At 59.1% G+C, this 24,631-nt stretch carries 25 protein-coding genes; 5 read left to right on the forward strand and 20 right to left on the reverse strand.

The annotated features are described in order from the left end of the window. Positions 1 to 254: 254 nt before the first annotated feature. From rdgB to clpS, 9 genes are all read right to left on the reverse strand, one after another. Positions 255 to 878, reverse strand: a complete 624-nt coding sequence (rdgB, locus tag QP994_RS09785; RefSeq protein ID WP_284856161.1) for an RdgB/HAM1 family non-canonical purine NTP pyrophosphatase — start codon at positions 876 to 878, stop codon at positions 255 to 257. 8 nt (positions 879 to 886) lie between these two features. Next, entirely contained in the window at positions 887 to 1,624 is a 738-nt protein-coding gene (rph, locus tag QP994_RS09790) for a ribonuclease PH (RefSeq protein WP_284856138.1), read from the reverse strand. A gap of 24 nt (positions 1,625 to 1,648) precedes the next feature. Continuing rightward, positions 1,649 to 2,425 (reverse strand): MBL fold metallo-hydrolase, encoded by a 777-nt coding sequence (locus QP994_RS09795; RefSeq protein WP_284866562.1) that lies wholly within the window; start codon positions 2,423 to 2,425, stop codon positions 1,649 to 1,651. Between the two features lie 88 nt (positions 2,426 to 2,513). Continuing rightward, positions 2,514 to 3,311, reverse strand: a complete 798-nt coding sequence (gene murI / locus QP994_RS09800) for a glutamate racemase (RefSeq protein ID WP_502870044.1) — start codon at positions 3,309 to 3,311, stop codon at positions 2,514 to 2,516. 63 nt (positions 3,312 to 3,374) lie between these two features. Next, entirely contained in the window at positions 3,375 to 3,893 is a 519-nt protein-coding gene (locus tag QP994_RS09805) for a MarR family winged helix-turn-helix transcriptional regulator (protein WP_284856140.1), read from the reverse strand. Between the two features lie 178 nt (positions 3,894 to 4,071). Then, positions 4,072 to 4,866 (reverse strand): rhomboid family intramembrane serine protease, encoded by a 795-nt coding sequence (locus QP994_RS09810; protein WP_502870045.1) that lies wholly within the window; start codon positions 4,864 to 4,866, stop codon positions 4,072 to 4,074. Between the two features lie 8 nt (positions 4,867 to 4,874). Then, entirely contained in the window at positions 4,875 to 5,897 is a 1,023-nt protein-coding gene (locus QP994_RS09815) for a P1 family peptidase (protein WP_284866564.1), read from the reverse strand. Position 5,898: 1 nt separating this feature from the next. Next, positions 5,899 to 6,438, reverse strand: a complete 540-nt coding sequence (locus tag QP994_RS09820) for a DUF2017 domain-containing protein (protein ID WP_034665276.1) — start codon at positions 6,436 to 6,438, stop codon at positions 5,899 to 5,901. A gap of 28 nt (positions 6,439 to 6,466) precedes the next feature. Then, entirely contained in the window at positions 6,467 to 6,793 is a 327-nt protein-coding gene (gene clpS / locus QP994_RS09825) for an ATP-dependent Clp protease adapter ClpS (RefSeq protein ID WP_084576706.1), read from the reverse strand. 88 nt (positions 6,794 to 6,881) lie between these two features. Between clpS and QP994_RS09830 the strand changes: the two genes are divergently transcribed. After that, on the forward strand, positions 6,882 to 8,222 hold the full coding sequence (locus QP994_RS09830) for a nicotinate phosphoribosyltransferase (protein WP_284856144.1): 1,341 nt from the start codon (positions 6,882 to 6,884) through the stop codon (positions 8,220 to 8,222). A gap of 9 nt (positions 8,223 to 8,231) precedes the next feature. Then, on the forward strand, positions 8,232 to 10,229 hold the full coding sequence (locus tag QP994_RS09835) for an ATP-dependent DNA helicase (RefSeq protein WP_284866566.1): 1,998 nt from the start codon (positions 8,232 to 8,234) through the stop codon (positions 10,227 to 10,229). On the opposite strand, the gene QP994_RS09840 is transcribed toward QP994_RS09835, so the two are convergent. The 9 genes from QP994_RS09840 to ykgO form a co-directional block, all read right to left on the reverse strand. Continuing rightward, on the reverse strand, positions 10,221 to 10,979 hold the full coding sequence (locus QP994_RS09840) for a peptidyl-tRNA hydrolase (protein ID WP_284866568.1): 759 nt from the start codon (positions 10,977 to 10,979) through the stop codon (positions 10,221 to 10,223). The genes QP994_RS09835 and QP994_RS09840 overlap by 9 nt on opposite strands. Beyond that, complete coding sequence (serB, locus tag QP994_RS09845; RefSeq protein WP_284866570.1) at positions 10,979 to 12,229, reverse strand: phosphoserine phosphatase SerB; 1,251 nt, start codon at positions 12,227 to 12,229, stop codon at positions 10,979 to 10,981. Before serB ends, QP994_RS09840 begins: the two co-directional genes overlap by 1 nt. Before the next feature lie 113 nt (positions 12,230 to 12,342). Continuing rightward, positions 12,343 to 14,052, reverse strand: a complete 1,710-nt coding sequence (gene ctaD, locus QP994_RS09850) for an aa3-type cytochrome oxidase subunit I (protein WP_284856148.1) — start codon at positions 14,050 to 14,052, stop codon at positions 12,343 to 12,345. Positions 14,053 to 14,454: 402 nt separating this feature from the next. After that, on the reverse strand, positions 14,455 to 15,459 hold the full coding sequence (nrdF, locus tag QP994_RS09855; RefSeq protein WP_284866572.1) for a class 1b ribonucleoside-diphosphate reductase subunit beta: 1,005 nt from the start codon (positions 15,457 to 15,459) through the stop codon (positions 14,455 to 14,457). Between the two features lie 47 nt (positions 15,460 to 15,506). After that, entirely contained in the window at positions 15,507 to 17,669 is a 2,163-nt protein-coding gene (gene nrdE, locus QP994_RS09860) for a class 1b ribonucleoside-diphosphate reductase subunit alpha (RefSeq protein ID WP_284866574.1), read from the reverse strand. A 92-nt stretch (positions 17,670 to 17,761) separates the two neighbouring features. Next, positions 17,762 to 18,292, reverse strand: coding sequence for a class Ib ribonucleoside-diphosphate reductase assembly flavoprotein NrdI (gene nrdI, locus QP994_RS09865; RefSeq protein ID WP_284866576.1), 531 nt, complete (start codon positions 18,290 to 18,292; stop codon positions 17,762 to 17,764). A gap of 66 nt (positions 18,293 to 18,358) precedes the next feature. Further along, the gene (gene nrdH, locus QP994_RS09870; protein WP_284856152.1) at positions 18,359 to 18,592 is read right to left on the reverse strand and encodes a glutaredoxin-like protein NrdH; all 234 of its coding nucleotides are present in this window, start codon (positions 18,590 to 18,592) and stop codon (positions 18,359 to 18,361) included. Between the two features lie 349 nt (positions 18,593 to 18,941). Then, positions 18,942 to 20,924 (reverse strand): vWA domain-containing protein, encoded by a 1,983-nt coding sequence (locus QP994_RS09875; RefSeq protein WP_284866578.1) that lies wholly within the window; start codon positions 20,922 to 20,924, stop codon positions 18,942 to 18,944. A gap of 190 nt (positions 20,925 to 21,114) precedes the next feature. Beyond that, a complete protein-coding gene (gene ykgO, locus QP994_RS09880) occupies positions 21,115 to 21,237 on the reverse strand; it encodes a type B 50S ribosomal protein L36 (protein ID WP_034665258.1) in 123 nt (40 codons plus the stop codon). A 199-nt stretch (positions 21,238 to 21,436) separates the two neighbouring features. On the opposite strand from ykgO, the gene nadE reads away from it, so the two are divergent. Then, a complete protein-coding gene (nadE, locus tag QP994_RS09885) occupies positions 21,437 to 22,273 on the forward strand; it encodes an NAD(+) synthase (RefSeq protein ID WP_284856154.1) in 837 nt (278 codons plus the stop codon). A gap of 20 nt (positions 22,274 to 22,293) precedes the next feature. Here nadE and QP994_RS09890 read toward each other — a convergent pair whose 3' ends face one another. Both QP994_RS09890 and QP994_RS09895 read right to left on the reverse strand, forming a co-directional pair. Then, entirely contained in the window at positions 22,294 to 23,064 is a 771-nt protein-coding gene (locus QP994_RS09890) for a fructosamine kinase family protein (protein ID WP_284856155.1), read from the reverse strand. After that, on the reverse strand, positions 23,045 to 23,536 hold the full coding sequence (locus QP994_RS09895; RefSeq protein WP_284866580.1) for a methylated-DNA--[protein]-cysteine S-methyltransferase: 492 nt from the start codon (positions 23,534 to 23,536) through the stop codon (positions 23,045 to 23,047). The genes QP994_RS09890 and QP994_RS09895 overlap by 20 nt, the downstream gene beginning before the upstream one ends. 72 nt (positions 23,537 to 23,608) lie before the next feature. Between QP994_RS09895 and QP994_RS09900 the strand changes: the two genes are divergently transcribed. Both QP994_RS09900 and QP994_RS09905 read left to right on the forward strand, forming a co-directional pair. Next, positions 23,609 to 24,316, forward strand: a complete 708-nt coding sequence (locus QP994_RS09900; RefSeq protein WP_284866582.1) for a hypothetical protein — start codon at positions 23,609 to 23,611, stop codon at positions 24,314 to 24,316. Between the two features lie 52 nt (positions 24,317 to 24,368). Then, a complete protein-coding gene (locus tag QP994_RS09905) occupies positions 24,369 to 24,590 on the forward strand; it encodes a hypothetical protein (protein ID WP_284866584.1) in 222 nt (73 codons plus the stop codon). Positions 24,591 to 24,631 lie beyond the last annotated feature (41 nt).

Consider the following 24,631-nt stretch of genomic DNA (forward strand, 5'->3'; position numbering starts at 1 on the left):
GGGACTCCATCGGGTTGGTTAAACCCGTAACTAGTGCTGCAAAAGTGTTCATGCCACGCACACTAAACCGAAAACCAGAAACGTGCAGCTAAGGGCCAAAAAAGCCTGTGGATAACCCAAAAACTATCCACAGGGGGTGCAACGCTACCGCACGCATAGGAGAGTGCGGAACATGCCGTCTGCCAGCGGGAACAGAACGAGTTCCCAAACCACCAAAAAAGTTAAATCCCGCGGAAAACGTTTGGCCCCGCGTTTTACGCACCCACTAGTTCGGCGATCGCGGGTGCAAGCTCGCGTAGGGCTTTGCCGCGGTGGGAGCGTTCGTTTTTCTCTTCCGGGTTGAGTTCGGCAGAGGAACGGCCGGGGCAATCCGCTGGTTCAAACAGGGGGTCGTATCCGAAGCCGTTCTCCCCACGCGGTTGGCGGAGCAGGGTGCCTTCCCAGCGCCCCTCCGCGGTGGTCTCATGTGACTTCCCGTCGGTTGATAGTTCCGCGGGGACCACGAGGGCACAGCACGAGACGAAGGCGGCGGCGCGCTGGTCGATGTCGGACATCTGGGCTAACAGAAGATCATTGTTTGCCTGGTCATCGCCGTGGGAACCAGACCAGCGGGCGGACAGCACACCCGGCAAACCGTTGAGTGCATTAACGGCTAGACCTGAATCATCCGCAACGCAGGCAAGCCCGGTGGCAGCGGCACCGGCGCGTGCTTTGATCAGGGCGTTCTCCGCGAACGTTAGGCCCGTTTCGGCGGGTTCCGGGTACGGCGCCACGTCTTTTAAAGACACCAGTTCCACGCCCTCAATCGCGCATTCAGCGAGGACAGCTTCAAGCTCATGGAGTTTCTTTGCGTTACCGGAGGCAACGAGGATTTTCAGCGGTGTTTCTACCACCCCAACGCCGCCTTCTGCGCGGCAATGAGCTCGTAGCAGCCCTTCTGTGCCGAGTCGAGCATGGCGTTGAGTTCATCCCTGCCGAACAGGCCGTGCTCACCGGTGCCTTGTACTTCTACGAAGTTGCCGGACTCTGTCATCACAACGTTGAGGTCTACTTCCGCGCGGGAGTCCTCCTCGTACGGCAGGTCAAGGCTTACGCGGCCGTCCACAATGCCTACGGATACGGCAGCCACCGGTGGCTGGAGGGGCTCGCCGGGAACCAGGCCGCGTTCCTTGAGGTAGGCAATGGCATCGGCCAAAGCAACGTAGGCACCGGTGATGGAGGCAGTGCGGGTGCCACCGTCGGCCTGGAGCACATCGCAGTCAATCTGGATGGTGTTCTCGCCCAGCTGCGACAGGTCGACTGCCGCGCGCAGGGAGCGGCCCACCAAGCGGGAGATCTCGTGGGTACGGCCCTTCACCTTGCCTCGCATGGATTCGCGCGGCATGCGCTCATGCGTTGCTGCCGGCAGCATGGAGTATTCGGCCGTAAGCCAGCCTTCACCAGAGTCTTTCTTGAACCGAGGCACGCCTTCTTCAGCAGAGGCGGTGCACATCACGCGGGTGTTGCCGAATTCGACGAGGACGGAGCCGGCAGGATTCGTCGTAAAGCCACGCGTAATGCGCACTGGACGCATTTCATCGAGCGCGCGACCGTCAGCGCGGACAAAGGAATGTGATTCAGTCATGCCACGAGCCTACAGGCCCCGGAATTAAACCTCGTAGACATCCTTCGCGCAGCCCAGCACGACCTCACCGTCGAACTCCGCCTGCGCGGCCGCCAACGTCGCAGCTTTGTCAGACCACGGCTGAATATGCACGAGAACCAGCTTCTTCGCGCCAGCTTCCCGCGCGATCTGGCCTGCCTCCTGGCCGGACATGTGCATGCCGGGTGGGGTGTCCGCCGTGGCAAAGGGTCCCCACGCGGCCTCGCAGAGGAAAAGATCAGCCCCACGCGCAGCCTCAACAAGCGCGGGGGTGGAAGCTGAATCACCAGAGAAAGCAATCACACTGCCGGTGTCCTTGGACTCCACGCGCAAAGCGTGGGACTCTACCGCCGGGTGCAGCACCGCAAAGGGTGTGACCGTCACGGCATCGATGTCTACCGGCTGACCGGAAACCCACGTACGCACGTCGAAAGTATCCGACAGATCATCAATCTCATCTGGGCCGTTCGCCCCCATCCGTCCGAGATGGTCCGCCGCATAGCTGGGTCCATAGAGCATGTGGCGTCGTGTTGCGGGGGCCGTGGGGTGGTAGCGCCGCCATACGCACAGCGACGTGGTGTCGGAGCAGTGGTCAGCGTGAAGGTGACTGAACAGCAGATGCACATCCGAAGGATCCCCAACTTCCTGCAGCGCTGCCAATGCGCCCGGCCCAAAATCCATGAGAATTCCCGGGTCCCCCTCGCGCGCATTGATCAGGTAGGACGATCCGGGGTTGCCCGGGGCCGCGAGCGACCCAGTGCATCCGAGAACAGTCAGTTTCATGCGATCACTGTGCCACGGAAACTAGGAAATACCTAAACATAGGGCGCCGATGACCTGCCGGGATACTGGCCGACATGGGGTAAATCACTTATAGGTTCTCGTGTGACACGGCCTCCACATGGGGTCCAAGGAAGCGCGCGGCAAGCCTGTTGAAGGTTTCCGGGTCTCCCGTGGACTCAAAAATCCGGGTAGGTTCGTGCTCTTCATCTGCAAACATGTCATTTTCGGTGAGGATGCGCAGCACGTCTTTCGCGGTCTCCTCGGCGGAAGATACAAGCGTGACATTCTCACCGATCGCCAGCTGAATGACGCCGGAGAGCAGCGGATAATGGGTACATCCAAGGACGAGCGTGTCTACCCCCGCGGCCTGCAGCGGCTCTAGGTAGCCCTGCGCCACGCCGAGGATCTGTCGCCCTGATGTGATGCCGCGTTCCACAAATTCCACGAAAGCGGGGCACGCCGCGGCAGTCACTTCGACGGACGGTGTCAGGTTGAACAGGTCCTGATAGGCGCCAGAGCGAATCGTTGCCTCTGTACCAATCACGCCAACTTTGCCATTACGGGTGGTGGCCACCGCGCGGCGCACAGCCGGCTTGATCACCTCAATCACCGGCACGTCATATCGCTCACGCGCATCGTGCAGAAATGCAGCCGAAGCGGTGTTGCAGGCTATGACAATCATCTTGCAGCCGCGTTCAACCAGATCATCCGCGATCGCCATCGCATGTTCACGCACCTGTGCCAGCGGCTTCGGCCCATACGGTCCGTTCGCAGAATCCCCGATGTACAGCACCGATTCATGTTGCAGCTGATCCATGACCGCGCGGGCCACCGTCAGCCCCCCAAAACCAGAATCAAAGATGCCAATCGGCGCATTATTATCCACGCACAGAAGTGTACCGCCCCACTAGGAGGGCGGTACTGAGAGCTCATTGCTTATCGACGCCCCCTACGCCGCACTAACCTTCCCCGTTTTCTCCGCCGCCTCGTCGAGCTCCGACTCAGATACAAGGGCAGAGTTCATACGGGCGAAGACGTCTGCCAGCTGCTCCAGCTCCTCGCCCTCAAGATTGTCAAAGATGACGCGACGCAACTCAGCGGTATGTCCCGGCAGAGCCATCTTCACGGTCCGCTCCCCTTCCGGGGTGAGTGTGGCAAACGTTGAGCGGCCATCATTCGGGTCTGGGATACGAACCACGAGGCCCTTCTTTTCCAAACGAGTAACCACGCGTGACAGGTGGGACAGCGACATTGCCGTCGCCTCAGACAAATCTGTCATACGGCGTGACTTGCGCTTGGACTCCGCAATCTTCTGCAGCGCATGAAACTCAAAGTAGGCGACACCAGCATCACGCTTCAGCTGTGCGTCGAGAATAGCGGGCAGCTGCATTTGCACAGCCCAGAAACGGGACCACACATCGGATTCAGGGACAGAGAGAGACCCAAGTTGTGCATTCATGTTGCTCATGAAAGTAAGAATAACTTAAGCCTGAGAAAACTCATACTTTCACGTGAAATTTTCTCATGAATACTGGAAAGTACCCCCATCTGGTGTAGTGCAGCGTTTGTACCTAAGAAGATTTTAGATACAGCCACAACCATTTAGTGCAATACCCTGCACCCATTCAAAGTCTGGAGGAAGTTGTCTAGCGAACTTTCCGCGCGGACTGCTTGATCGCCTTCTTCTGCTGCTTCCGGGCTGCCAACGCTGGTGGATCATCAGAAGTGATGAAGATGCCGGCGGCTATTCCACCGAGCGCCCCAAAGAGGTGCGCCTGCCAGCTCACCCCTGGTGTCAACGGCAAGACACCCCACACCAAACCGGAGTAGGACAGGCCTAGTAGAACACCGAGCACAATCTGTGACGCAGAGCGGTTGAAAATGCCACGCACCAGCAAGTACCCCAACCAGCCGTACACCAGCATGGATGCGCCGATATGGTTCGTGCCAATACCGCCTAACAGCCACACGCCGAGGCCCCCGATGCCCACGACGAAAGCGGTGACTTCCCAGAAGACCCTGCTACCGGAATAGCCAATGAGGAAAGCGAAGATCGCCCCCGGCACCGTGTTGGACATGAGGTGCTCAAAATTCGCGTGCAGGATCGGCGAGGTGAAAATGAAGGGCAGGGACGACGTATCCAGGGGATGGATGCCAAACGCGGTTAAGGCACCACCGAAAAGGAACACGTTGATGATGTGCACTGCCCAGATGAGCGCCACATACCCCATCGCATACATCAACCCCAGACGCATCTGACTGCCTCGAGTTTTCTGCCGTGGATGGCGTGGTTGTGTGGGCTGCCCAGGGTAGGACGGCCGAGTAGGCAGGCCACCGTTGGGTGCGCCAAACGGCTGACCATACTGGTTGCCGTACTGGTTACTGTGCTGGCTGCTGTACTGGTTGCCGGGGTACGGGCCGGAAGGGGGAAAATTGCTCATGGTGCGGCTTAGCTTAATGGCTTTGATGCAAGGATGTCGGCCCAGGCGGTCACGGCGTAGCCGGATTCAGCGGAGGCCACCGCATCCACGATCGCTGCTTCCACGCATCGGGCAGAGGCGTCGCACAGGGTGTACAGGAGGTCGGGGTCGGGGATGGTGGTGGGGGATTGTTGGGCCGTCGATAAGCAAAAAAGCGTGTCTCCGTCGAGCGGTGAGTGCGCGGGACGCACTGCGCGCGCCAAGCCGTCGTGGCCGGTCATGGCTAGGCGCTCAAGCTGCGCGGGCGGCAAAGGGCAGGTGGTGGCCACGACGCCGATGGTGGTGTTCAACTTCGGGGTGGGGCGTTCCAACTGGGCGAAGGCCTGCGTGTCCACCGGCGGACGGGTGGGATCGCCGTAGAACCTGCCGGTAGCTGGGTCAATCGGACTTCCCAGGGGATTGGCCACGACTGCCACGGCGATGATGCACTCCTTGTCCCCGTCGGCGCTTACCACTGTGGTTTGTGCACGACCGAAACCACCACGCAACACCCCGGCCAAAGCGCCGCAGCCGGCCCCGACCGTGCCGGAGGTATCCGCAGGTTCACTATCGAGGGCGGCGCGGACGGCTGCCACACCATCCTCAGCGCCGGGACGGTGGTTCGGGTCACCCACGATGAGATCAAAGATGACGGCGGCAGGCACGATGGGCACGCGCGGGCCTGGATTATCTTCACCGAAAACGGGGAAGCCAACACCACGAGCTTCCAGCTCCCGCATGGCGCCATCAGCGGCGGCTAGCCCGAATGCGGAACCGCCAGCGAGCACGACGGCGTGGACCCGTTCAACACTGTTGTGCGGATCCAGCAAATCCGTCTCACGGGTACCGGGGCCACCCCCGCGCACATCCACGGCACCGAGTGCGCCGGCGCTATCCGTGGATACGACCGCGGTAACTCCTGTGTCCCCCAAAGAACAGTGTCCGAGCTTGAGGCCCGGCACAGAGAACTCCGTGACTACCGGCGTGATGTGCCACGCTGCGCCCGAAGCCACGTCACTCCCCCATCAAGGCTTCCAGCAGTGAATGCTGGCAGTAAGCGAGCCACTCCACCAGGTTGGCTTGGTCCTGCTCCGCAGCTTCCGTCGGTGCTTCCGCCGCCGAGACGTACAACCGCATGTCATTGAGCGCCGCGATGAACTGCTCCGCCTCATGCTCCTCGATGGTGACGGCAACGCCACCGGTGGGGCCCAGCGCCGCGTTGACCACCTGCAGGTTAGTCAGCTTCGCCTTAATGATGTCGGTTTCATGCAGGGAACGCAGCAGCGCATTATCCCCATCGAACTCTTCATCGCCCTCGCGCTCAAAATCTGGAAGGAGACGCGCCAGGGAAGGATCCGTCGGCGCTTCTGTGTGGCCAGCGGCCATTCCCATCATTTCCGCCAGTTCATCCTTCGGCGCGGACTGCGCCCGCTGAATGAGTGCCTCGGAGACAGTAGCGGTGAGGTCACCGATCACTTCCCGCTCCATCGGATCAAACACGGTGCTAAATCGCGGGCTCCGCATGAGCCCTTTCTTGCGCCGCCACGGCTGCATGTTGTCTGTCCTCCCTCTAAAGCCAGTCTTAGCCGGCCTGCTGCATGGTTGCCCATAGGCCAGCGGTGTGCAGCTTCTTCACATCGCCTTCGACCTTATCTTTCTCGCCTGAGGAGACCACGGCTTTGCCTTCTGTGTGCACCTGCATCATCAGTTCCTGTGCACGCTTGCGGCTATACCCCAGCACGGTTTGGAAAACGTAGGTGACGTAGCTTTGCAGATTCACCGGGTCATCCCACACGATGCACATCCACGGCAGGTTCTCTGCTGTTTCAACATTGATCTCAATCGCCTCGTCCAACTCGGGCGTGGCCATGGGGGACCCCAAGCGGACCTCATGTGTGACACCGTTCATGGCGCCAAGAATACTAAACATCTCAATCCCAGAATGGTCCGGACGAGTGCTGGCCCCACTCGCAGCACCTACGACTAGTGTTGTGTGCATGACACAGTCTGAGTCCGCGTCCACATCCCAGCAGCCGTCGACAGCTTTCTTGACGGATATGTATGAGCTGACCATGCTCGATGCCTCCATGAAAGATGGCACCCATTCACGCGAGTGCGTCTTTGAGGTTTTCGGGCGCAAGCTACCCAATGAGCGCCGTTACGGTGTTGTCGCTGGTACTGGACGCCTGATCCAGGCGGTGCGCGATTTTCGTTTCACCGAAGATCAGATTGCCACCGCCGATTTCTTGAGCGAGGAAACGAAGGACTACCTGCGCAACTACCGCTTCACCGGGCAGATCGACGGGTATAAGGAAGGCGAACTGTACTTCCCGTACTCCCCCATCCTCACCGTGCGCGGCACCTTTGCGGAATGCTGCATCCTGGAAACAGTCATCCTGTCTATCCTCAACGCTGACTCCGCCGTTGCTACCGCCGCTTCCCGCATGGTCACGGCCGCTGATGGCCGCCCGATCATGGAGATGGGCTCCCGCCGCACCAATGAGCAAGCTGCAGTCACCGGTGCGCGCGCGGCCTACATCGCTGGTTTTTCCTCCACCTCCAACATGGAGGCCTCCCTCCGCTACGGCATCCCCGCCGCCGGCACCGCCGCGCACGCATGGACGTTGCTGCACACCAATCCGGACGGCACGCCGAATGAGAAGGCCGCGTTCAAGGCCCAGATTGAATCCCTCGGCGTGGACACCACCTTGCTGGTAGACACCTACGACATCACCCAAGGCGTGGCCAACGCCATCGAGGTCGCCGGCACGGAACTGGGCGGTGTACGCATTGACTCCGGCGACCTGGGCATCATGTCGCGCCGGGTCCGCGCACAATTGGATGACCTAGGTGCGTACAACACCAAGATCATTGTTTCTTCTGACCTGGATGAGTTCACCATCGCCGGTCTGCGCTCTGACCCAGTGGATGGCTATGGTGTGGGCACGTCCGTGGTCACTGGTTCCGGCGCACCCACCGCTGGCATGGTATACAAGCTCGTTGAGGTGGACGGTGTGCCCGTGGCAAAGCGTTCCTCCGGCAAGCAGATGAAGGGCGGCGCGAAGGGCGCAGTGCGCACCTACCGCGGATCTGGCGTCGCCGTGGAGGAAATCGTATACCCGCTGGACAACGTGCCGGAGAACCCAACTTCCTTGGATTACCGCCAACTCGTTGTCCCGCTCATGCGTGATGGGGAGATCGTCGATGGGCTGGATGACCTCGAAGCAACTCGCGCCCACCTGGCTAAGCAGCGTGAAACTTTGCCGTGGGAGGGTCTTGCGTTGTCGCGGGATGAACCGGCGATTCGGACTCGCTTCATCGGTTTCCCTGAAAGCTAACGGGCACGAGTGGACAAAAACACAGAGACTAACGGCCAGGATCCGCTGTCGCTGAGCACGCAGGAGCTGCTTGCTGCTGCGGTGGAGGCCCTCGGCGGAGCGGAGCGCCCCGGTCAGGTGGCTATGGCAGAGGCCGTCACGAGGGCTCTGACAGATGAGCGCCACCTTGCTGTGCAGGCTGGTACGGGTACGGGTAAGTCGCTGGCCTACCTCGTTCCCGCGATCCGTCACGCGCAGGCCACGGATACAACGGTGATCGTGTCCACCGCCACGTTGGCGCTCCAGCGGCAGCTGGTGGAGCGGGATCTTCCGCGTCTCGTTGAAGCGCTTGATCCGCTGCTCGCCCGCACGCCGACCTTCGCTATTCAGAAGGGCCGCTCGAATTACCTGTGCCTGAATAAGCTCGCGGTGGATCCGCAGAAAGATGAAGCGCTTATCGACGAAGAAGAGGTCTCCTGGCTCGGCCGCCACATCAAGCGCGTCTACGAGTGGGCGGATGAGACGGAAACGGGCGACCGCGATGATCTTGAGCCCGGTGTGCCGGATCAGGCGTGGCGTCAGCTGTCGGTCACCGCTGCTGAGTGCGTCGGCGCCACCCGTTGCCCTCACGGCGAGGAGTGTTTCGCCGAGGCAGCTCGCCGCCGCACGCAGGACGTGGACATCGTGGTCACCAACCACGCGCTGCTCGCGATCGACGCTATGAGCGAGATCAATGTTCTGCCCGAACACAGTGCTGTCATCATCGATGAGGCTCACGAACTCGACGGCCGCGTCACCTCTGTGGCTACGAATGAAATCTCCGCTCGCGCGCTCACGCTCGCCGCACGCCGCGCCGGCAAGCTCAAGGCCAAGACAGAGCAAAGCAAGCTTGAATCGCTTATCGACGATTTCACCGCCGTCCTCGCCCTCGAAACCCCCGGCCGCTGGGAAACCATCTCTGACCCCGCCCGCGCATCCTTCGCCGGTGTGCGTGATGCACTGTGGCGCACTCGGGATGCCATCTCCCGTGGGCCTGAGGGCGAAGCCACGAATGATCCGGAGACTTTCGCCGAGCGCGAGAACCTCAAGAACCACCTAGCTGAACTGCATGATTCCATCGTGCGCATCCTCGAAGTCTTTGATGAGGCGGATCCGTCCAAGCATGTTGACGTGGTGTGGTTGACCCGCGTGGAGCGGTATTCCGACACCTCCGATTCCGTCTCCGTCGCGCCGCTGTCTGTGTCCACTCTGCTGCGGGACAACCTCTTCGGGGAGCAAACCGTCGTGCTAGCCTCCGCCACTCTCACGGTGGGCGGCAACTTCCGCGCGATGGCCTCTGCCTGGGGCCTGCCTAACGGCAGCTGGGAGTCCTTGGATGCCGGCACCCCGTTTGATCCGCGCAAGGCTGGGATTCTCTACGTGGCTAAACACCTTCCTCCGCCAGGCCGCGATGGTCTCAGTGAGGACACCATCACGGAGATGGCCGAGCTCATCACTGCGGCGGGTGGGCGGACGTTGGGCCTGTTTTCGTCGAAACGCGCTGCGGTCGAAGCAGCCGATGCGCTACGTAAGAAACTGCCCTTCGACATTCTCGTGCAGGGCGATGATTCCATCGGCGCATTGGTGAACAAGTTCGCGGCGAGTGAGAACGTGTGCCTCTTTGGCACCCTGAGTCTGTGGCAGGGCGTGGATGTTCCCGGGAAGTCCCTGTCCCAGGTGATCATTGACCGTATTCCGTTCCCTCGCCCGGATGATCCGCTCCTGCAGGCCCGATCGAATGCTGCTGATGCTGCTGGCCGCTCCGGTTTCATGGAAGTCTCTGCCACCCATGCTGCTTTGTTGCTCGCCCAAGGTGCAGGCCGTCTTCTGCGCAGCACCAGCGACCGCGGCGTGGTCTCCATCCTGGATAGTCGCCTAGCCACCAAACGTTACGGACAATTCCTCCGCGCATCCCTGCCGGACTTCTGGGAGACCACCGACCCCACCGTCGTGCGCGCCGCTCTTAAGCGGCTCGTGGCTTCAAACTAACGCACCTCGGATCGCGGCCGCCGTTACTGACCCCGGGGACACTTCAGTGAAACCTGCATCCTGCACGACGATGGTTCCTCTATCCGCGATGACCTCGTTGAAAATACCTTCCGGCAACTCATGCACCACGAGTGGGAAGCCCGCCTGCACCCAAGAAAGCACCCAATCCTCCTCCATTGCCGCCGCCAGCAGCATGGAGGCATGGCCAGCCTGGGCCGCTGCTTTACCGACAGACATGTTCAACGAGTCATTGATCATCACCGTTGGTACCGGTGCGGTGAGAATCTGCTCCGCCGTGGGCACTTCCCCACCATCGTGAGGCAGATCCGTCCCCTTGATCTGAAGCTTGGTGATCTCATGCGGGACATCTCCCACCGCGGATGGGATGAACGCGCGAGCTCGGGCAGTGCCATGCGTTGCCGTACATCCTGGCAACCCCTGCACGTGATCCCAACTCGCACCACGAGCACGTCTGGCGATCTTCCGGATGCGGCGGCCGTACCAACCAACCAGGCTGTCACGCCACGCACCCTCGCGCCCAGCACGCGGGTCCATGCACACCGCCACGACGGCCTGCGCTGCCGCGGTAAGCACATCCCCGCGCTTCGGCGGATCCTGTTTCGGAAGGTGCAGGGCAATTTGCATCGCCTGCACTGTTGCTGGATCCGCTGGATCTTCACCGCCCCGCGCGGGATCCTGCATGGCGGAGTGGAGGGTACGGTAGGCGTCGATAAGCTCCTGCTCTGGCATTAATCGAGCGCGACCTTACCGTCGATCCCCTGCTCTTCATTGAGCACATCGATTTCATGGCGCGGCACACCCATGATGTACAGCACCGAGTCCAAGAACGGGTGATTCACCGAGGTATCCGCAACCTCGCGCAGCGCCGGCTTCGCGTTGAACGCAATACCCAGGCCCGCGGCTGTGAGCATGTCAATGTCATTCGCACCATCGCCCACCGCAACAGTCTGGGACATGCGCAAGCCCGAATCCTGAGCAAACTCCGCCAAGAACTCAGCCTTCGCTCGCCTATCCACGACCTTCCCAATCACCCGGCCCGTCAACTTCCCGTCAACGACCTCCAGCGTGTTCGCGCGGACATAATCCAGATCGAGCTCCTCCGCCATCGGCTCAAGAACCTGAATGAACCCACCGGAGACAACCGCGGTGCGGTAACCCATTTGCTTCAGCGTGCGAATCGTTGTGCGTGCACCCGGGGTGAGCACGATATCCCGCGCGACCTCATCCAGAACCGACGCATCCAAGCCCGCGAGGGTAGCCACGCGCTCACGCAGGGATTCTTCGAAATCGAGCTCACCACGCATTGCACGCTCCGTCACCTCAGCGACTTCAGCTTCACGGCCGGCATGCGCCGCGAGCATCTCAATGACCTCGCCCGTGATCAACGTGGAATCACAATCAAAGCACACCAAACGCTTCGAGCGGCGGGCCAGACCAGAACGCTCAATCGCAATATCCACACCCAAGCCGGAAGTCAGCTCCGCCAGAGCTTGGCGCACAGTGTGGCTCACCTCATCGCCCGTACCCGGGATGGTGATGGACAACTCCAGGCCCGTCACCGGGTAATCGGAGATCCCACGGATTCGGTCAATATTCGCCCCGAAGTCCGCCAGCGTGCGGCCAATCTCCGAGACTGCTTCCGCCGTCACCGGATCACCCAGAACCACCACAACGTGCGTGGAACGCTTGCGCTGCGGAGACAGCTTGTCTTCTTCCGTATCAATCCGCACCGTGTGATCCGACAACTCCGGTGCCGACTCCAAATCACGGCGCAACGCGTCCGCCATCGACAGGTTCACACCAGCGAACGCTGCCAGCGCAAGATACCCACGGAACTGGGCTTGCTCCACATCAAGCAACTGCACACCATGCTGCGACAACACCGCGAAGAACGCCGCGGTAACACCCGGACGATCCGCTCCCGTCAATGTGATGACGGCTGATTCAAGTCCAGGCTGAAGGCTCACCTCATAAGTCATGAGATTGAAACTACCCCACGACAGCACGAAGCCCCATTCCACACGGTCTGTGTGGAATGGGGCTTCGATCAGGAGTCACACTGCAGCACCCGTTGCGGGGCTGCGTTTAGCCCTTAGGCGTCGTGGTGGCCAGTGTGAGCCTCACGGCGCATGGCCTCAACCATGTGCGGGTGGTGCAGCTCGAAGGCCGGACGCTCAGAACGGATACGCGGCAGCGAGGTGAAGTTGTGGTGCGGCGGCGGGCAAGTAGTTGCCCACTCGAGGGAGTTGCCGTAACCCCACGGATCATCAACAGTGACGATCTCACCGTAGCGCCAGGACTTGTACACGTTCCAGATGAACGGCAGGAAGCCGATACCCAGGATGAAGGAGCCAACCGTGGAGATCTGGTTGAGCAGCGTGAAGCCGTCCGTGTCCAGGTAGTCAGCGTAACGGCGCGGCATACCCATGTTGCCAAGCCAGTGCTGAACCAGGAAGGTCATGTTGAAGCCGATGAACACGAGCCAGAAGTGGATCTTGCCCAAGCGCTCATCCATCATGCGACCCGTCATCTTCGGGAACCAGAAGTAAATGCCAGCGGTGGTGGCGAACACGATGGTGCCGAACAGGGTGTAGTGGAAGTGAGCAACCACGAAGTAGGTGTCAGAGAGCTGGAAGTCCAGCGGCGGGGAAGCCAGCATAATACCGGTCAAACCACCGAAGAGGAACGTGAACAGGAAGCCCATGGACCAAAGCATCGGGGTCTCGAACGTCAGGTGACCATTCCACATGGTGCCCACCCAGTTGAAGAACTTCACGCCGGTCGGAACAGCAATCAGGAACGTCATGAACGAGAAGAACGGCAGCAGGACCGCGCCGGTCACGTACATGTGGTGCGCCCACACAGCCATGGACAGGCCACCAATAGCCAGGGTTGCGAAGACCAGGCCGATGTAGCCGAAGATCGGCTTGCGGGAGAAGACCGGGATGATCTCGGAGATAATGCCGAAGAACGGCAGAGCCAAGACGTACACCTCAGGGTGGCCGAAGAACCAGAACAGGTGCTGCCACAGGATGGCACCACCGTTAGCCGGATCGTAGATGTGGCCGCCGAGCTTACGGTCGTACAGGACACCGAGAGCAGCTGCGAGCAGCAGCGGGAAGATCAACAGCGCCAGGATGGACGCAACGAAGATCGTCCAAGTGAACACCGGCAGACGGAACATGGTCATACCCGGTGCACGCAGGGTCAGAACAGTGGTGACCATGTTGATGGCGGAAGCAACGGTACCGATACCGGTTGCACCCACACCCATGATCCACAGGTCAGCGCCAACACTCGGGGTGTTGATCGCGTCTGCCAGCGGCATGTACATGGTCCAGCCGAAGTCAGCAGCACCGCCCGGGGTAGCAAAGCCAGCAAGCATTGCAATAACACCGACGGTGGTGATCCAGAAACCAAAGGCGTTCAAACGCGGGAAAGCAACATCCGGCGCGCCGATCTGCAGCGGCAGGATGAAGTTAGCAAAACCCCACACCATCGGGGTACCGAATGCCAGAAGCATCACGGTGCCGTGCATGGTGAACAGCTGGTTGAACTGCTCATTGGACAGGAACCGCAGACCCGGGTTGAAAAGCTCAGCGCGGATCAGCAGCGCCATGAGGCCACCAAGGAAGAACCAAATAAAGGACGTAATCATGTAGAAAATGCCCAGTTGTTTGTGGTCCGTGGTGGTCATGAGGTCCCAGAAGCGGGTACCCTTACGTGCCTTCCCAGTTGGCTCTGGCCGGGAAGGTGCAACATTCACGGCGTCATTATCGAGCCGCGGTGCCACAGCAGTCATTCGTTTCCTCCTGATTGTCATGCTCAACCACGCAACGAGCCGGCAGGTTTTCCGGACCGCACCTATAGCTCATTTTCCTTTGCGGTCTCCTTTAGGGGTCCACAACGAATCAGCCATAGATAGAGCGCAGCTAATACCGCTTCATCTTATCCCCCAACCCCAGTGAAAAGCCAGACATGCTCCAGCTTCCCCCCACCCTTGGCCCTTATCACGGGAGCCCACAGCTCCACCCAAACGCAATTGTCTTATCACCTGCTTCTTCAGGTGAGTGCGGTGTGCGTTTTCACCCCCAGCTCACTCCTCCCGAGCACCTTTTATCCGACTCAACTAACCCCGGAATAGGTAGAGCCAAAGACGGCCCCGCGTGTTGAAATACACACGGGGCCGTCAGGCAATTGTCAGTTAGAAGTCCCAGTCATCATCCTGGGTGTCCTCGGCCTTGCCAATAACATAGGAGGAACCCGAACCAGAGAAGAAGTCGTGGTTCTCATCCGCATTCGGGGACAAGGACGCCAGGATCGCCGGCGACACACGCGTCTCATCCACCGGGAACAGGCCCTCGTAGCCTAGGTTGTTCAAGGCCTTGTTCGCGTTGTAGCGCAGGAAGCGCTTCACATCCTCGGTCCAACCCAGCGGATCGTAAATGTCCTCGGTGTACTGGCACTCGTTGTCATAGAGGTCATACAGCAAGTCGAAGGTGTACTCCTTCAACTCATCCTGACGCTCCTGCGACTCCTTGCGCACAGCCTGCTGGTACTTGTAACCGATGTAGTAGCCATGCACCGCCTCATCACGAATGATCAGGCGGATGATGTCAGCCGTGTTGGTGAGCTTGGAATGCACCGACCAGTTCAGCGGCAGGTAGAAGCCCGAGTAGAAGAGGAAGGACTCCAGCATCACCGAGGCGATCTTGCGCTTCAGTGGATCATCACCTTCGTAGTAGCTCAGGATGATTTTGGCCTTGCGCTGCAGGTTCTCGTTTTCCTCGGACCAACGGAAAGCATCATTGATCGCTGGCGTGTCTGCCAACGTCATGAAGATGTTGGAATAGGACTTCGCATGGACAGACTCCATGAACGCAATGTTGGTGAACACTGCTTCCTCATGCAGCGACATCGCATCTGGCAGCAACGACACCGCACCGACCGTGCCCTGAATCGTGTCCAAGAGCGTCAAGCCGGTGAACACACGCATCGTCGCGGTCTTCTCTTCATCCGTCAGCGTGCGCCAACTCGGAATATCGTTAGACACCGGAATCTTTTCTGGCAGCCAGAAGTTACCAGTCAGTCGGTCCCAGACCTCCAAGTCCTTTTCATCAGGAATGGAGTTCCAGTTAATGGCCTTCACCGGCTTGTCATGCTCGGCCAAGTACTCGTCGTACTCATGCGCGTAGGTCACGCAGATCATCCTCTCGTAGTGCGAAAAGCAGGGGGTTTAATTCGTCGAAAAGCAGCCTAGAGCATGCAGGACACGCAGCCCTCAATCTCAGTGCCTTCCAAAGCCATCTGGCGCAGACGGATGTAGTACAGCGTCTTGATGCCCTTGCGCCAAGCGTAAATCTGCGCGCGGTTGAGATCACGCGTGGTCACCGTGTCCTTGAAGAACAAGGTCAGCGACAGGCCCTGGTCCACGTACTTCGTTGCCACCGCATAGGTATCGATGATCTTCTCGTACCCAATTTCATAGGCATCGGTGAAGTATTCGATGTTCTCGTTGTCCATGTGCGGCGCTGGGTAGTAGACGCGGCCGATCTTGCCTTCCTTGCGGATCTCAATCTTGGAGGCAATCGGGTGGATCGAGGAAGTCGAGTTGTTGATGTATGAAATCGAACCGGTTGGCGGCACAGCCTGCAGGTAACGGTTGTAAATACCGTCGCGTGCTACATCGGCCTTCAGTTGCGCCCACTCTTCCGCGGACGGGGGCGTCGCGTTGGACTTAGCAAAGATCTCCTTGACCTTCTCCGTCTTCGGCTGGAAATCCTCCGGGTTGTAGCGATCGAAGAATTCACCGGTCGCATATTCAGAGCGCTCAAAACCGTCGAAAGCCTGGCCCGTCTCCACAGCGATCTTGTGGGAGGCCTTGATGCACTCGTACATGACGGTGGCGAAGTAGGCGTTGGTGAAGTCCAGGCCTTCCTCCGAGCCGTAGTGAATGTGCTCACGGCCCAAGTAGCCGTGCAGATTCATCTGACCCAAGCCGATGGCGTGCGAAGCATTATTGCCTTCACGCACGGACGGGACCGAATCGATCGAGGTCTTGTCCGCCACTGCTGTGAGGCCACGGATTGCGGTCTCCACAGTCTTGGAGAAGTCATCTGAGTCCATCGCCATCGCAATATTCAAGGAACCCAGGTTGCAGGAAATATCCTGACCCACTTCCTGGTACGTCAGATCATCATTGAGCTCCGACGGAGTGTTCACCTGAAGGATCTCGGAGCAGAGGTTAGACATGTTCACGCGGCCGATCTTGACCGGGTTTGCCCTGTTCGCGGTGTCCTCGAACATGATGTACGGGTAGCCGGACTCGAACTGGATCTCCGCGATGGTCTGGAAGAACTGGCGGGCGTTGATCTTGGACTTGCGGATACGCGGGTCCTCCACCATCTCCTCGTACTTCTCCGTCACGGAGATGTCACCGAACGGAACGCCGTACACACGCTCCACGTCATACGGGGAGAACAAGTACATATCATCATTGCGCTTAGCCAGCTCAAAGGTGATATCCGGAATAACCACGCCGAGGGAAAGCGTCTTAATACGGATCTTCTCATCCGCATTCTCGCGCTTGGTATCCAAGAAGCTCAGGATGTCCGGGTGGTGGGCATTGAGGTACACCGCACCAGCACCCTGGCGAGCACCGAGCTGGTTTGCGTAGGAGAAGGAATCCTCCAGCAGCTTCATCACGGGGATAACACCAGAAGACTGGTTCTCAATGCGCTTAATCGGCGCACCCGATTCACGGATGTTGGACAGCAGCAGCGCCACGCCACCGCCGCGCTTGGACAGCTGTAGGGAGGAGTTAATCGCGCGACCGATGGACTCCATATTGTCCTCAATACGCAACAAGAAGCAGGACACGAGCTCGCCGCGCTGCGCCTTACCAGCATTCAGGAAGGTCGGGGTTGCTGGCTGGAAGCGGCCGGTCATAATCTCGTCGACAAGCGAAGAAGCGAGCTCCTCGTTGCCGTCGGCGAGGAAAAGTGCAGTCATGGAGACACGATCCTCGAAGCGCTCCAGGTAACGGCGACCGTCAAACGTCTTCAGCGTGTACGAGGTGTAGTACTTGTACGCACCCAAGAAGGACTTGAAACGGAACTTATAGGAGTACGCACGCTTGAACGTGGACTTCACAAAATCCCAGTCATACTGCGCAATGACCTCAGGCTCGTAGTACTTGTTCTCCACCAGGTAATCCATCTTCTCTTCCAAGTCATGGAAGTAGACGGTGTTCTGGTTAACGTGCTGCAAGAAGTACTGGTTGGCAGCTTCCCGGTCCTTATCAAACTGAATCTGACCGTTCTCGTCATACAGATTCAAAAGCGCATTCAACGCGTGGAAGTCAAGCTGATCCTCCTTGTTCACCGGCTCAGCGACGGATTTCCCCAGGTTTTCGGACACGATGGGCGGCCTTTCTTTTTTAAATAGTGGCTAAATCAAGCAGGTGATGCTTGGTTTGAAGGTTTGTTCAGAGTCATTCAAAGCGACGCTACTCACACAGCTTGATAGCGTGCACGCAGCCGCGCAAGTCTTTCAGCATTCTCATTTGCTGGTTGCGCCTTGCGCTGCTCGAGTGCTTCTTCTTCAGCGGCAGTGAGCGGTTCAAGCCCCAGTTCAGCCGACTGTTCCAGCAAGGAGTCGCGCACACACTCCACGTCAGTTTCCGTACCCATCAGCTCAAAGCGGTAGAGGTATGGTTTGCCGGTCTTCGCAGAAATCACATCTCCTGCCAGACAGAAATCCGGACCAAAATTCGAATTGCCCGCGGCGATCACGCCACGCAGAAGATTGCGATTGTGCTCATTGTTCAGAAAACGGATGACTTGAGGGGGCACCGGGCGAGAGTTCACGCCCTTCACCAAGGACGCTCCCCCGCCATATGTCGGACACACAAGCACGTAAGGCTTATCGACGACAAGGTCTCCCTCCAGCTTCCGCAGCGGGATCCGCGCGGCAGGCAACCCCAACTTCTCAACAAAACGGGCCGTGTTACCCGTCACCGAGGAGAAGTAGACCACCAACATCTGCCGAACCCTTTCTTATACTTCAAGCCGCCAACGAGTGACGGCTTGGAAACAATGTGCGGAAGCTTAAGCGACGCTTTCTGCGAGAGTGCGGATGCGGTCTGGGCGGAAGCCCGACCAGTGCTCACCGTCAACCTCAACAACCGGTGCCTGCAGGTAGCCCAGCGCCATGACGTAGTCACGCGCGGAGTCATCCATGGAGATATCCACCGTGGTGTATTCCAGACCCGCACGGTCGAGAGCCTTCTTGGTTGCAGTGCACTGAACACATGCCGGCTTGGTGTAAAGGGTGATGGACATAACCGCGAATCTCTTTCTGTGAGGCGATGGCTGACGGAGTAACTGACGAAAATGAACCGAATTCTCCTCGCATCCCCTGGGGGAGGCGAACACTTGGCAACACTATACGTTGTGCCATATTTCGGCAACTCATACTACATGTAGTAGTTACACGTATGATATTCGCAGGATAGGGATGGGAAATCACCTACATGTAGTTCCCCGGAGGTGCTTGAACCTGCAAAAAAGGCTTACACCGGTGAAATTTCAACGGATAAATATTCACCACTGCCCCCGAAAAGACCCCTCCACCCCGGATTCACACCCGGAATGAATGGGGTCCCTTGTGTGTGCGTGACTGCGTCACCCGCTACTTACGCCGCAGCACCGCGATCAGCGCCACGAGTGCCGCGAGCAGCACCACAACGCCGGCACCAATTGCCGCGATCACGATGTTCTTAAGCCCGAAGCCACCACCCTCGGACTCATCCTGCGCTTGGACATCCGAATCATCCGAGCTATCCAACTTCTCAGACTTCTTCTTGTCAGTCCCCGGCGGGGTATCACTCGGCTCCGGGCCATTCTTGTCCGTCGGACGCCAGTCCGGCCCATCGGTTTTCTCCCCCACGACATCGAAGGCAATCTCAAAAGGCTGCTCCACGCCCATGATGTCGTCTTCCTTTCCTTGGTCAAGGGCCACTCCCACGTAGTAGGCACCGGCGTAAGCACGAGGACTGTCCTTTTTTCCGTGCAGCTCACGGTTGCGGTATTTCACCACATCACCAGCGATAGCCCCCTCGTCGCTTTCGTCATAGAAGACGAGCGAATCACTCCCATGATCGATGCGGAGCGGTGAATACAGCTTGAAGTTGAGTGTGTCCGCTGCTTGACGCTCAGACGCTCCAGTACGGACATTCACCACTGGGCGCTGCCCATACTCAACAGGAATCTTGTAGAAGCGGTACTCACCGGGCACCAAAGCATCCTTGTAGGCGCCAGGTTTCACTTCGGTAGCGGTACTGAAGCTCGTGCCACCCTTCACGTCGGTCGCTCCATTGAAGTCGAGCTGCGGGGCATCCTCATTAGTCTTCGTTGCATCGGGCGCTGGGTACTTAGCTACTTGCGCCTCGTCGAGAATCGGCTCGAAGTCGATCACCACTTCCACGTCGGCCTCAGCACCCGAGGTCAGCTCATCTGTCACCCCACTCACCAATGAAAACCTTGTCGGCACTATCCATTCCTGCGAGTCACAGTTCTCACCGCCCGCTTCCGGGTCGATAACTCGCACACCAGGCTCCGGTGGGAGATAGCCCGAACCAAACGTGGAGCCCACACCCAAACTGGATGCAAGTGCCGATAAACAGTTTTCATTCGCGTTCTGCACGTCACGTCCAGTGACATGCAGGTTAGCCTTCCTAGCGCGCCCCGAAGCCTGACGTTGTGGAAGAACCGCCGTGCTCACAATCGCACGATGGCCTTCTGGAATAGCCAACTTGAAAAAGCGCGACGGCATTTCATCGCGGGGATCGCCCTTGAAGGGCACATCTACTTTCGTGCGGTAGCGGCCCTCCCCCAACCACTTCGCATCCTCAGGCGTATCCGCATACTCAAACCACGTGCCCGCCGTCTGATACGTCTCAGCAGAACGCTGCGCCAAAAACTTCAACGACTTAGCCAACGACGCGGTATCATCCGCCTCCAAAAAATCACCGCCAGAAACCCGGGCAACACACTCAAGCTCCTTACGAGCCTCCTCATCAGTCTTAAACCCAACCGTATGAATGGTCAGATCAAAACCCTCACCCGCAAGCTCCTTAGCCACCTCACACACCGGCGGTGGTGCACACGTATCAATACCGTCCGACACCAAAATGATCGTCCGCTCGCCCTCGTCCCCCAACTCCTTGGCAGCAGCACGCAAAGAATTACCAATCGGCGTATACCCACTCGGAGTCATCTCATCAATCTTGCTATTCAACAAGTCCCGATCAAGTTTGCCCACAGGCACCAACGTCTCAACATCCTGACACCCGCGCGCATGATCCTCAGGCGCATTCGACACCCTCATCCCGTACGCCAACAACCCTAAATTCGCCGAATCCGGCAAATCATTCACCAACTCATGCGCCGCCTTCTTCGCCGCATCCATACGAGTCCCACCGTCAACATCCGCATCCAGCATCGACCCAGACGCATCAACAATCAGCGCAGCCTTACTAGAACTCACACCACCTCCCCCACTTTCCCCCTGCGCCGTAGCCACCCCCGGCACGATGAGTCCCCCGAAAAGCAGAAGCACGGCTACGGCGAGCACCGAAACCACACCGAACGCGTACTTTTTCGTCGTATCCATAAGCAAGATCCTCAAAAGTTGTCGGACAGGTAAATAGGCAAATTTAACGCGCAAAAATGAAGTCACGGTTAACTCCGCATACCCATTGTGTTTGAGTTCACGCCGTTGGTCAACAGGTTTTGCAGGAAAAACAACACCCCGCCACCGGGAAACCCAAGTGGCGGGGTGTGTAGCTAAAAAGCTGGACGCTTTAGCCCTGACGAGCCTTGAAGCGCGGATCCTTCTTGTTGATCACGTAGACCTTGCCGCGGCGGCGCACAACCTGAGCGCCCGGCTTGTTCTTCAGCGACCGAAGGGAATTGCGGACCTTCATCGGGCGCTCCTTTCTGTGTCTAGCCGCGCCAGCCATCACGCATTACGAGTGAACAGCCAGTACGTTTTGGATTAGGCGAAAGAATACTCTTCCGCGACTCCACCCTCACCGGAATAATCCCCGGTCAGAGCACAGCCGTACAACGGGGCACTATGTTACCCGACCATTCCGCCTGAACCAAACCGCTAGAGTGGCAGCTATGTCTGTGAGGGATGAAGAGTTGCAAAAAGAGATCGCTAACAAGCTTGGCGTGAAGCCTACTATCGACGTCGCCGCGGAAATCGAAGCGCGCGTCGATTTCCTGGCTGATTACCTACGCACAACCCGCGCCGCTGGCTACGTCCTGGGCATCTCCGGCGGACAGGACTCCACACTCGCAGGAAAGCTCGCGCAACTCGCCGTCGAGAAAATGCGTGCTGAGGGAGTGGAAGCTGAATTCGTGGCCGTGCGCCTCCCCCACGGCGTGCAGGCCGATGAGGATGACGCGCAATTGGCGCTCGCATTCATCGCACCCGATGAGGCCGTGACAGTAAATATTGAACCCGCCACCACCGCCATGGCCACGGCAGTCGCGGATGCACTCGGCGTAGATGGACTCGGCGATTTCAACAAAGGCAATGTCAAAGCCCGCATGCGCATGATCGCGCAGTACGCCATCGCTGGCGAACGGGGGCTACTCGTCGTGGGCACCGACCATGCGGCGGAGAACATCACTGGCTTCTTCACCAAACACGGCGACGGCGCCGCCGACCTCATCCCTCTCGCCGGCCTGAACAAACGACAAGGTGCGGCCATGCTCAAGCACCTCGGCGCAAACCCACGCTTGTGGGAGAAGGTCCCCACCGCAGACCTGGAGGAAGATCGCCCGGCCCTCCCCGACGAGGAAGCCCTCGGCGTGACATACGCACAGATCGACGACTACCTCGAAGGCAAACCCGTCGACGACGCCGCAGCACAGCGACTCGAGCACCTGTGGCACGTCGGCCAACACAAACGCCACCTTCCACCTGGTCCGACAGAGTCGTGGTGGCGCTAAAGGCCCACACTAACCACCCCTCAACGGCTTTCACCAAGCACACGGAGAGTCTCTTCCGCCGCCCCAACCAGCGCAGACCCGTAGCTCGGCCCGTGCGTGTACGCGTGCACTGCCAGGGGGTGCAGCTGGTGAATCGGGATGCGGGGCTCCCAGTCCCGACCAAGGTTTCCGCCGGCCGCTATATATCCGTCAATGATCGCGGAAAGATGTGGGGCGCCAAACAACTCAAGCATCGCTATGTCGGTCAGCGGGTGACCACCATGCGCCGCCGGGTCAATGAAGCGTGGCCCGCGCGAAGAAAAGAGCAGGTTACCTGCCCACAAATCACCGTGAATGCGGGCCAGTGGCGCATCTTCATCCTCAGCCAGCAGTGCATCGCATGCTTGCTTGATAGCGACGAGCCCTTCCCCGCTCACATTCCCCCGCCGATGCGCCTTGATCGCAAATGGCAGGACTCGTTGGGCGGTGTAGAAGGGGGCCCAGCGAGACGTCGATAAGCAATCTTGCTGAGCACGTCCGATGAAATTAGGGCCGTCCCACCCGGCAGCCGGCGCGCCGAACGCTTGCGCCCCCATCGCATGAATGGCGGCGAGCTCTTCCCCCGCCCGGCGCGCAGCGTCCACGGTTGGGCGAACACTGTCGACCCATTCGATGGTGAGGGTGTTGGCATCTTCGTCGAGGGCGAGGACCTCCACCACCGCCTCGGAGCCTTCCCGCAACCAACGCAGATACCCCGCTTCCGCTGCTGCGGCACCCGGCGCGCTGCCATGTTTAGTGAACACCTGCTTCATCGATACCCTCCAATTCGAGCAAGAGACATTTCGCTTCCAACCCACCGCGGTATCCGCCAAGCGTGCCATCGGCACGCAGCACTCGGTGGCATGGTACGAGCAGTGGCAGCGGATTGTTCGCGCACGCACTCCCCACTGCCCGAACGGCCTTTGGGTTGCCCACTTTCCTAGCCAGCTCGCCGTACGTCGTGGTCTCCCCGAATGGCACGCGGACTAGTTCCCGCAGAACATCCGCACGGAAACCTGAAACGAAGCGGAAATCTAACGGCACAGTAAAATCCCGCCGCTGCCCAGAAAAATATTCGGCTAACTCGCGTACAGCGGGTGGTACGTCGTTGGCCGCACTGATGCGTCCACGCTCGTCATCGATCTCGTCCGACTCAAACAGCACCTTGACCACGTCATCAGAAGATGTCACCACACCCAGCCGGCCAATCGGCGATGGCATCTCGTGAAAGCGCAGATCATCCATGGCCCCCAGCGTATAGAGATCTCGCCCCCATCACCGCTGTAGCCTCACCAAAATGTTGATAGCGTTGCAAACATGAGACGCACAAAAGTAACCCACGCCACAATGGCGATCCTCGCCGCCGCGGGACTTGCACTCACTGCATGCACCGTCGATGACACCAGCACAGACGACACCGCCATGTCCACCCAGTCAACTGCCGCGGAAGCAGAGACAGCGACTGAAACGGAGACGCCGACAAGCGCCTCCTCCTCCACTGACTCCGCTGACTCCAGCGATGACTTAAAACGCTACGACGGCTACGTCACGAACAGCTTCTTCACCGCTCTACACCAGCTGCCCGGACTGGAAGTTGAAAGCGGTGAGAGCGATCCGAAGGAGCACCGCGTTGAAGCTGAGCTGTTCAACAGCAACAAGACACTGCGAGTGCTGAGCTTCATCTACATCCCGAGTTTCAACGATGAGTACGAGGCCGTGACCTCCCCCTCGGATAGGGGTTTCAAGCGCGCCTACGACAGCGCAGTTGAGGTCTTCACCGACGAGGGCGACACCTACGACGAAACAAATTACGACACCAACAACCTGAAATGGCGGTGCGTCGAAGGCACCAATACCCAGGGTGGCGACATCGATTACGCGGTGTGCCTCACTCACTTCGGTGGCCGCATCATCGAAGCCCACCGACTGATCCTCAGCGAAGACCGCAATGACAGCGACAAGGCCTTGGACAAGCTCCTGCAGGACTTCGACGACGCCCTGTCCAATATGAAGAAGCGCGACTAACGAAAAAAGGTCACTATGTTCTCCCTGTTCAAGAAATCGCGCTGAAGTTCTCATGGACGGAGAACCCCTCCAGTACGGGATTCCGCTCAAGCCGGGCGCCAAGCACGGGCACGGTGAAACCGGGATCGATGACGCCTGGCTGGTTCTTAGCACCTTCATCCGCGACGACGGTGCTGCCCCCGAATTCCCCCACCTCGTGGCCTCCCACCCCGAACCCGGGGATGGCCACTTCGGCTTCGGCTTAAGGGTCAAAAAGTGTGTCTGGATTGGCTGATTTCCAGTAGGTGACCTGCATTAACGTTGAAAGTATATGCT

Origin of the sequence: Corynebacterium sp. MSK044 (assembly GCF_030232825.1) — a bacterium.
GTDB lineage: Bacteria > Actinomycetota > Actinomycetes > Mycobacteriales > Mycobacteriaceae > Corynebacterium.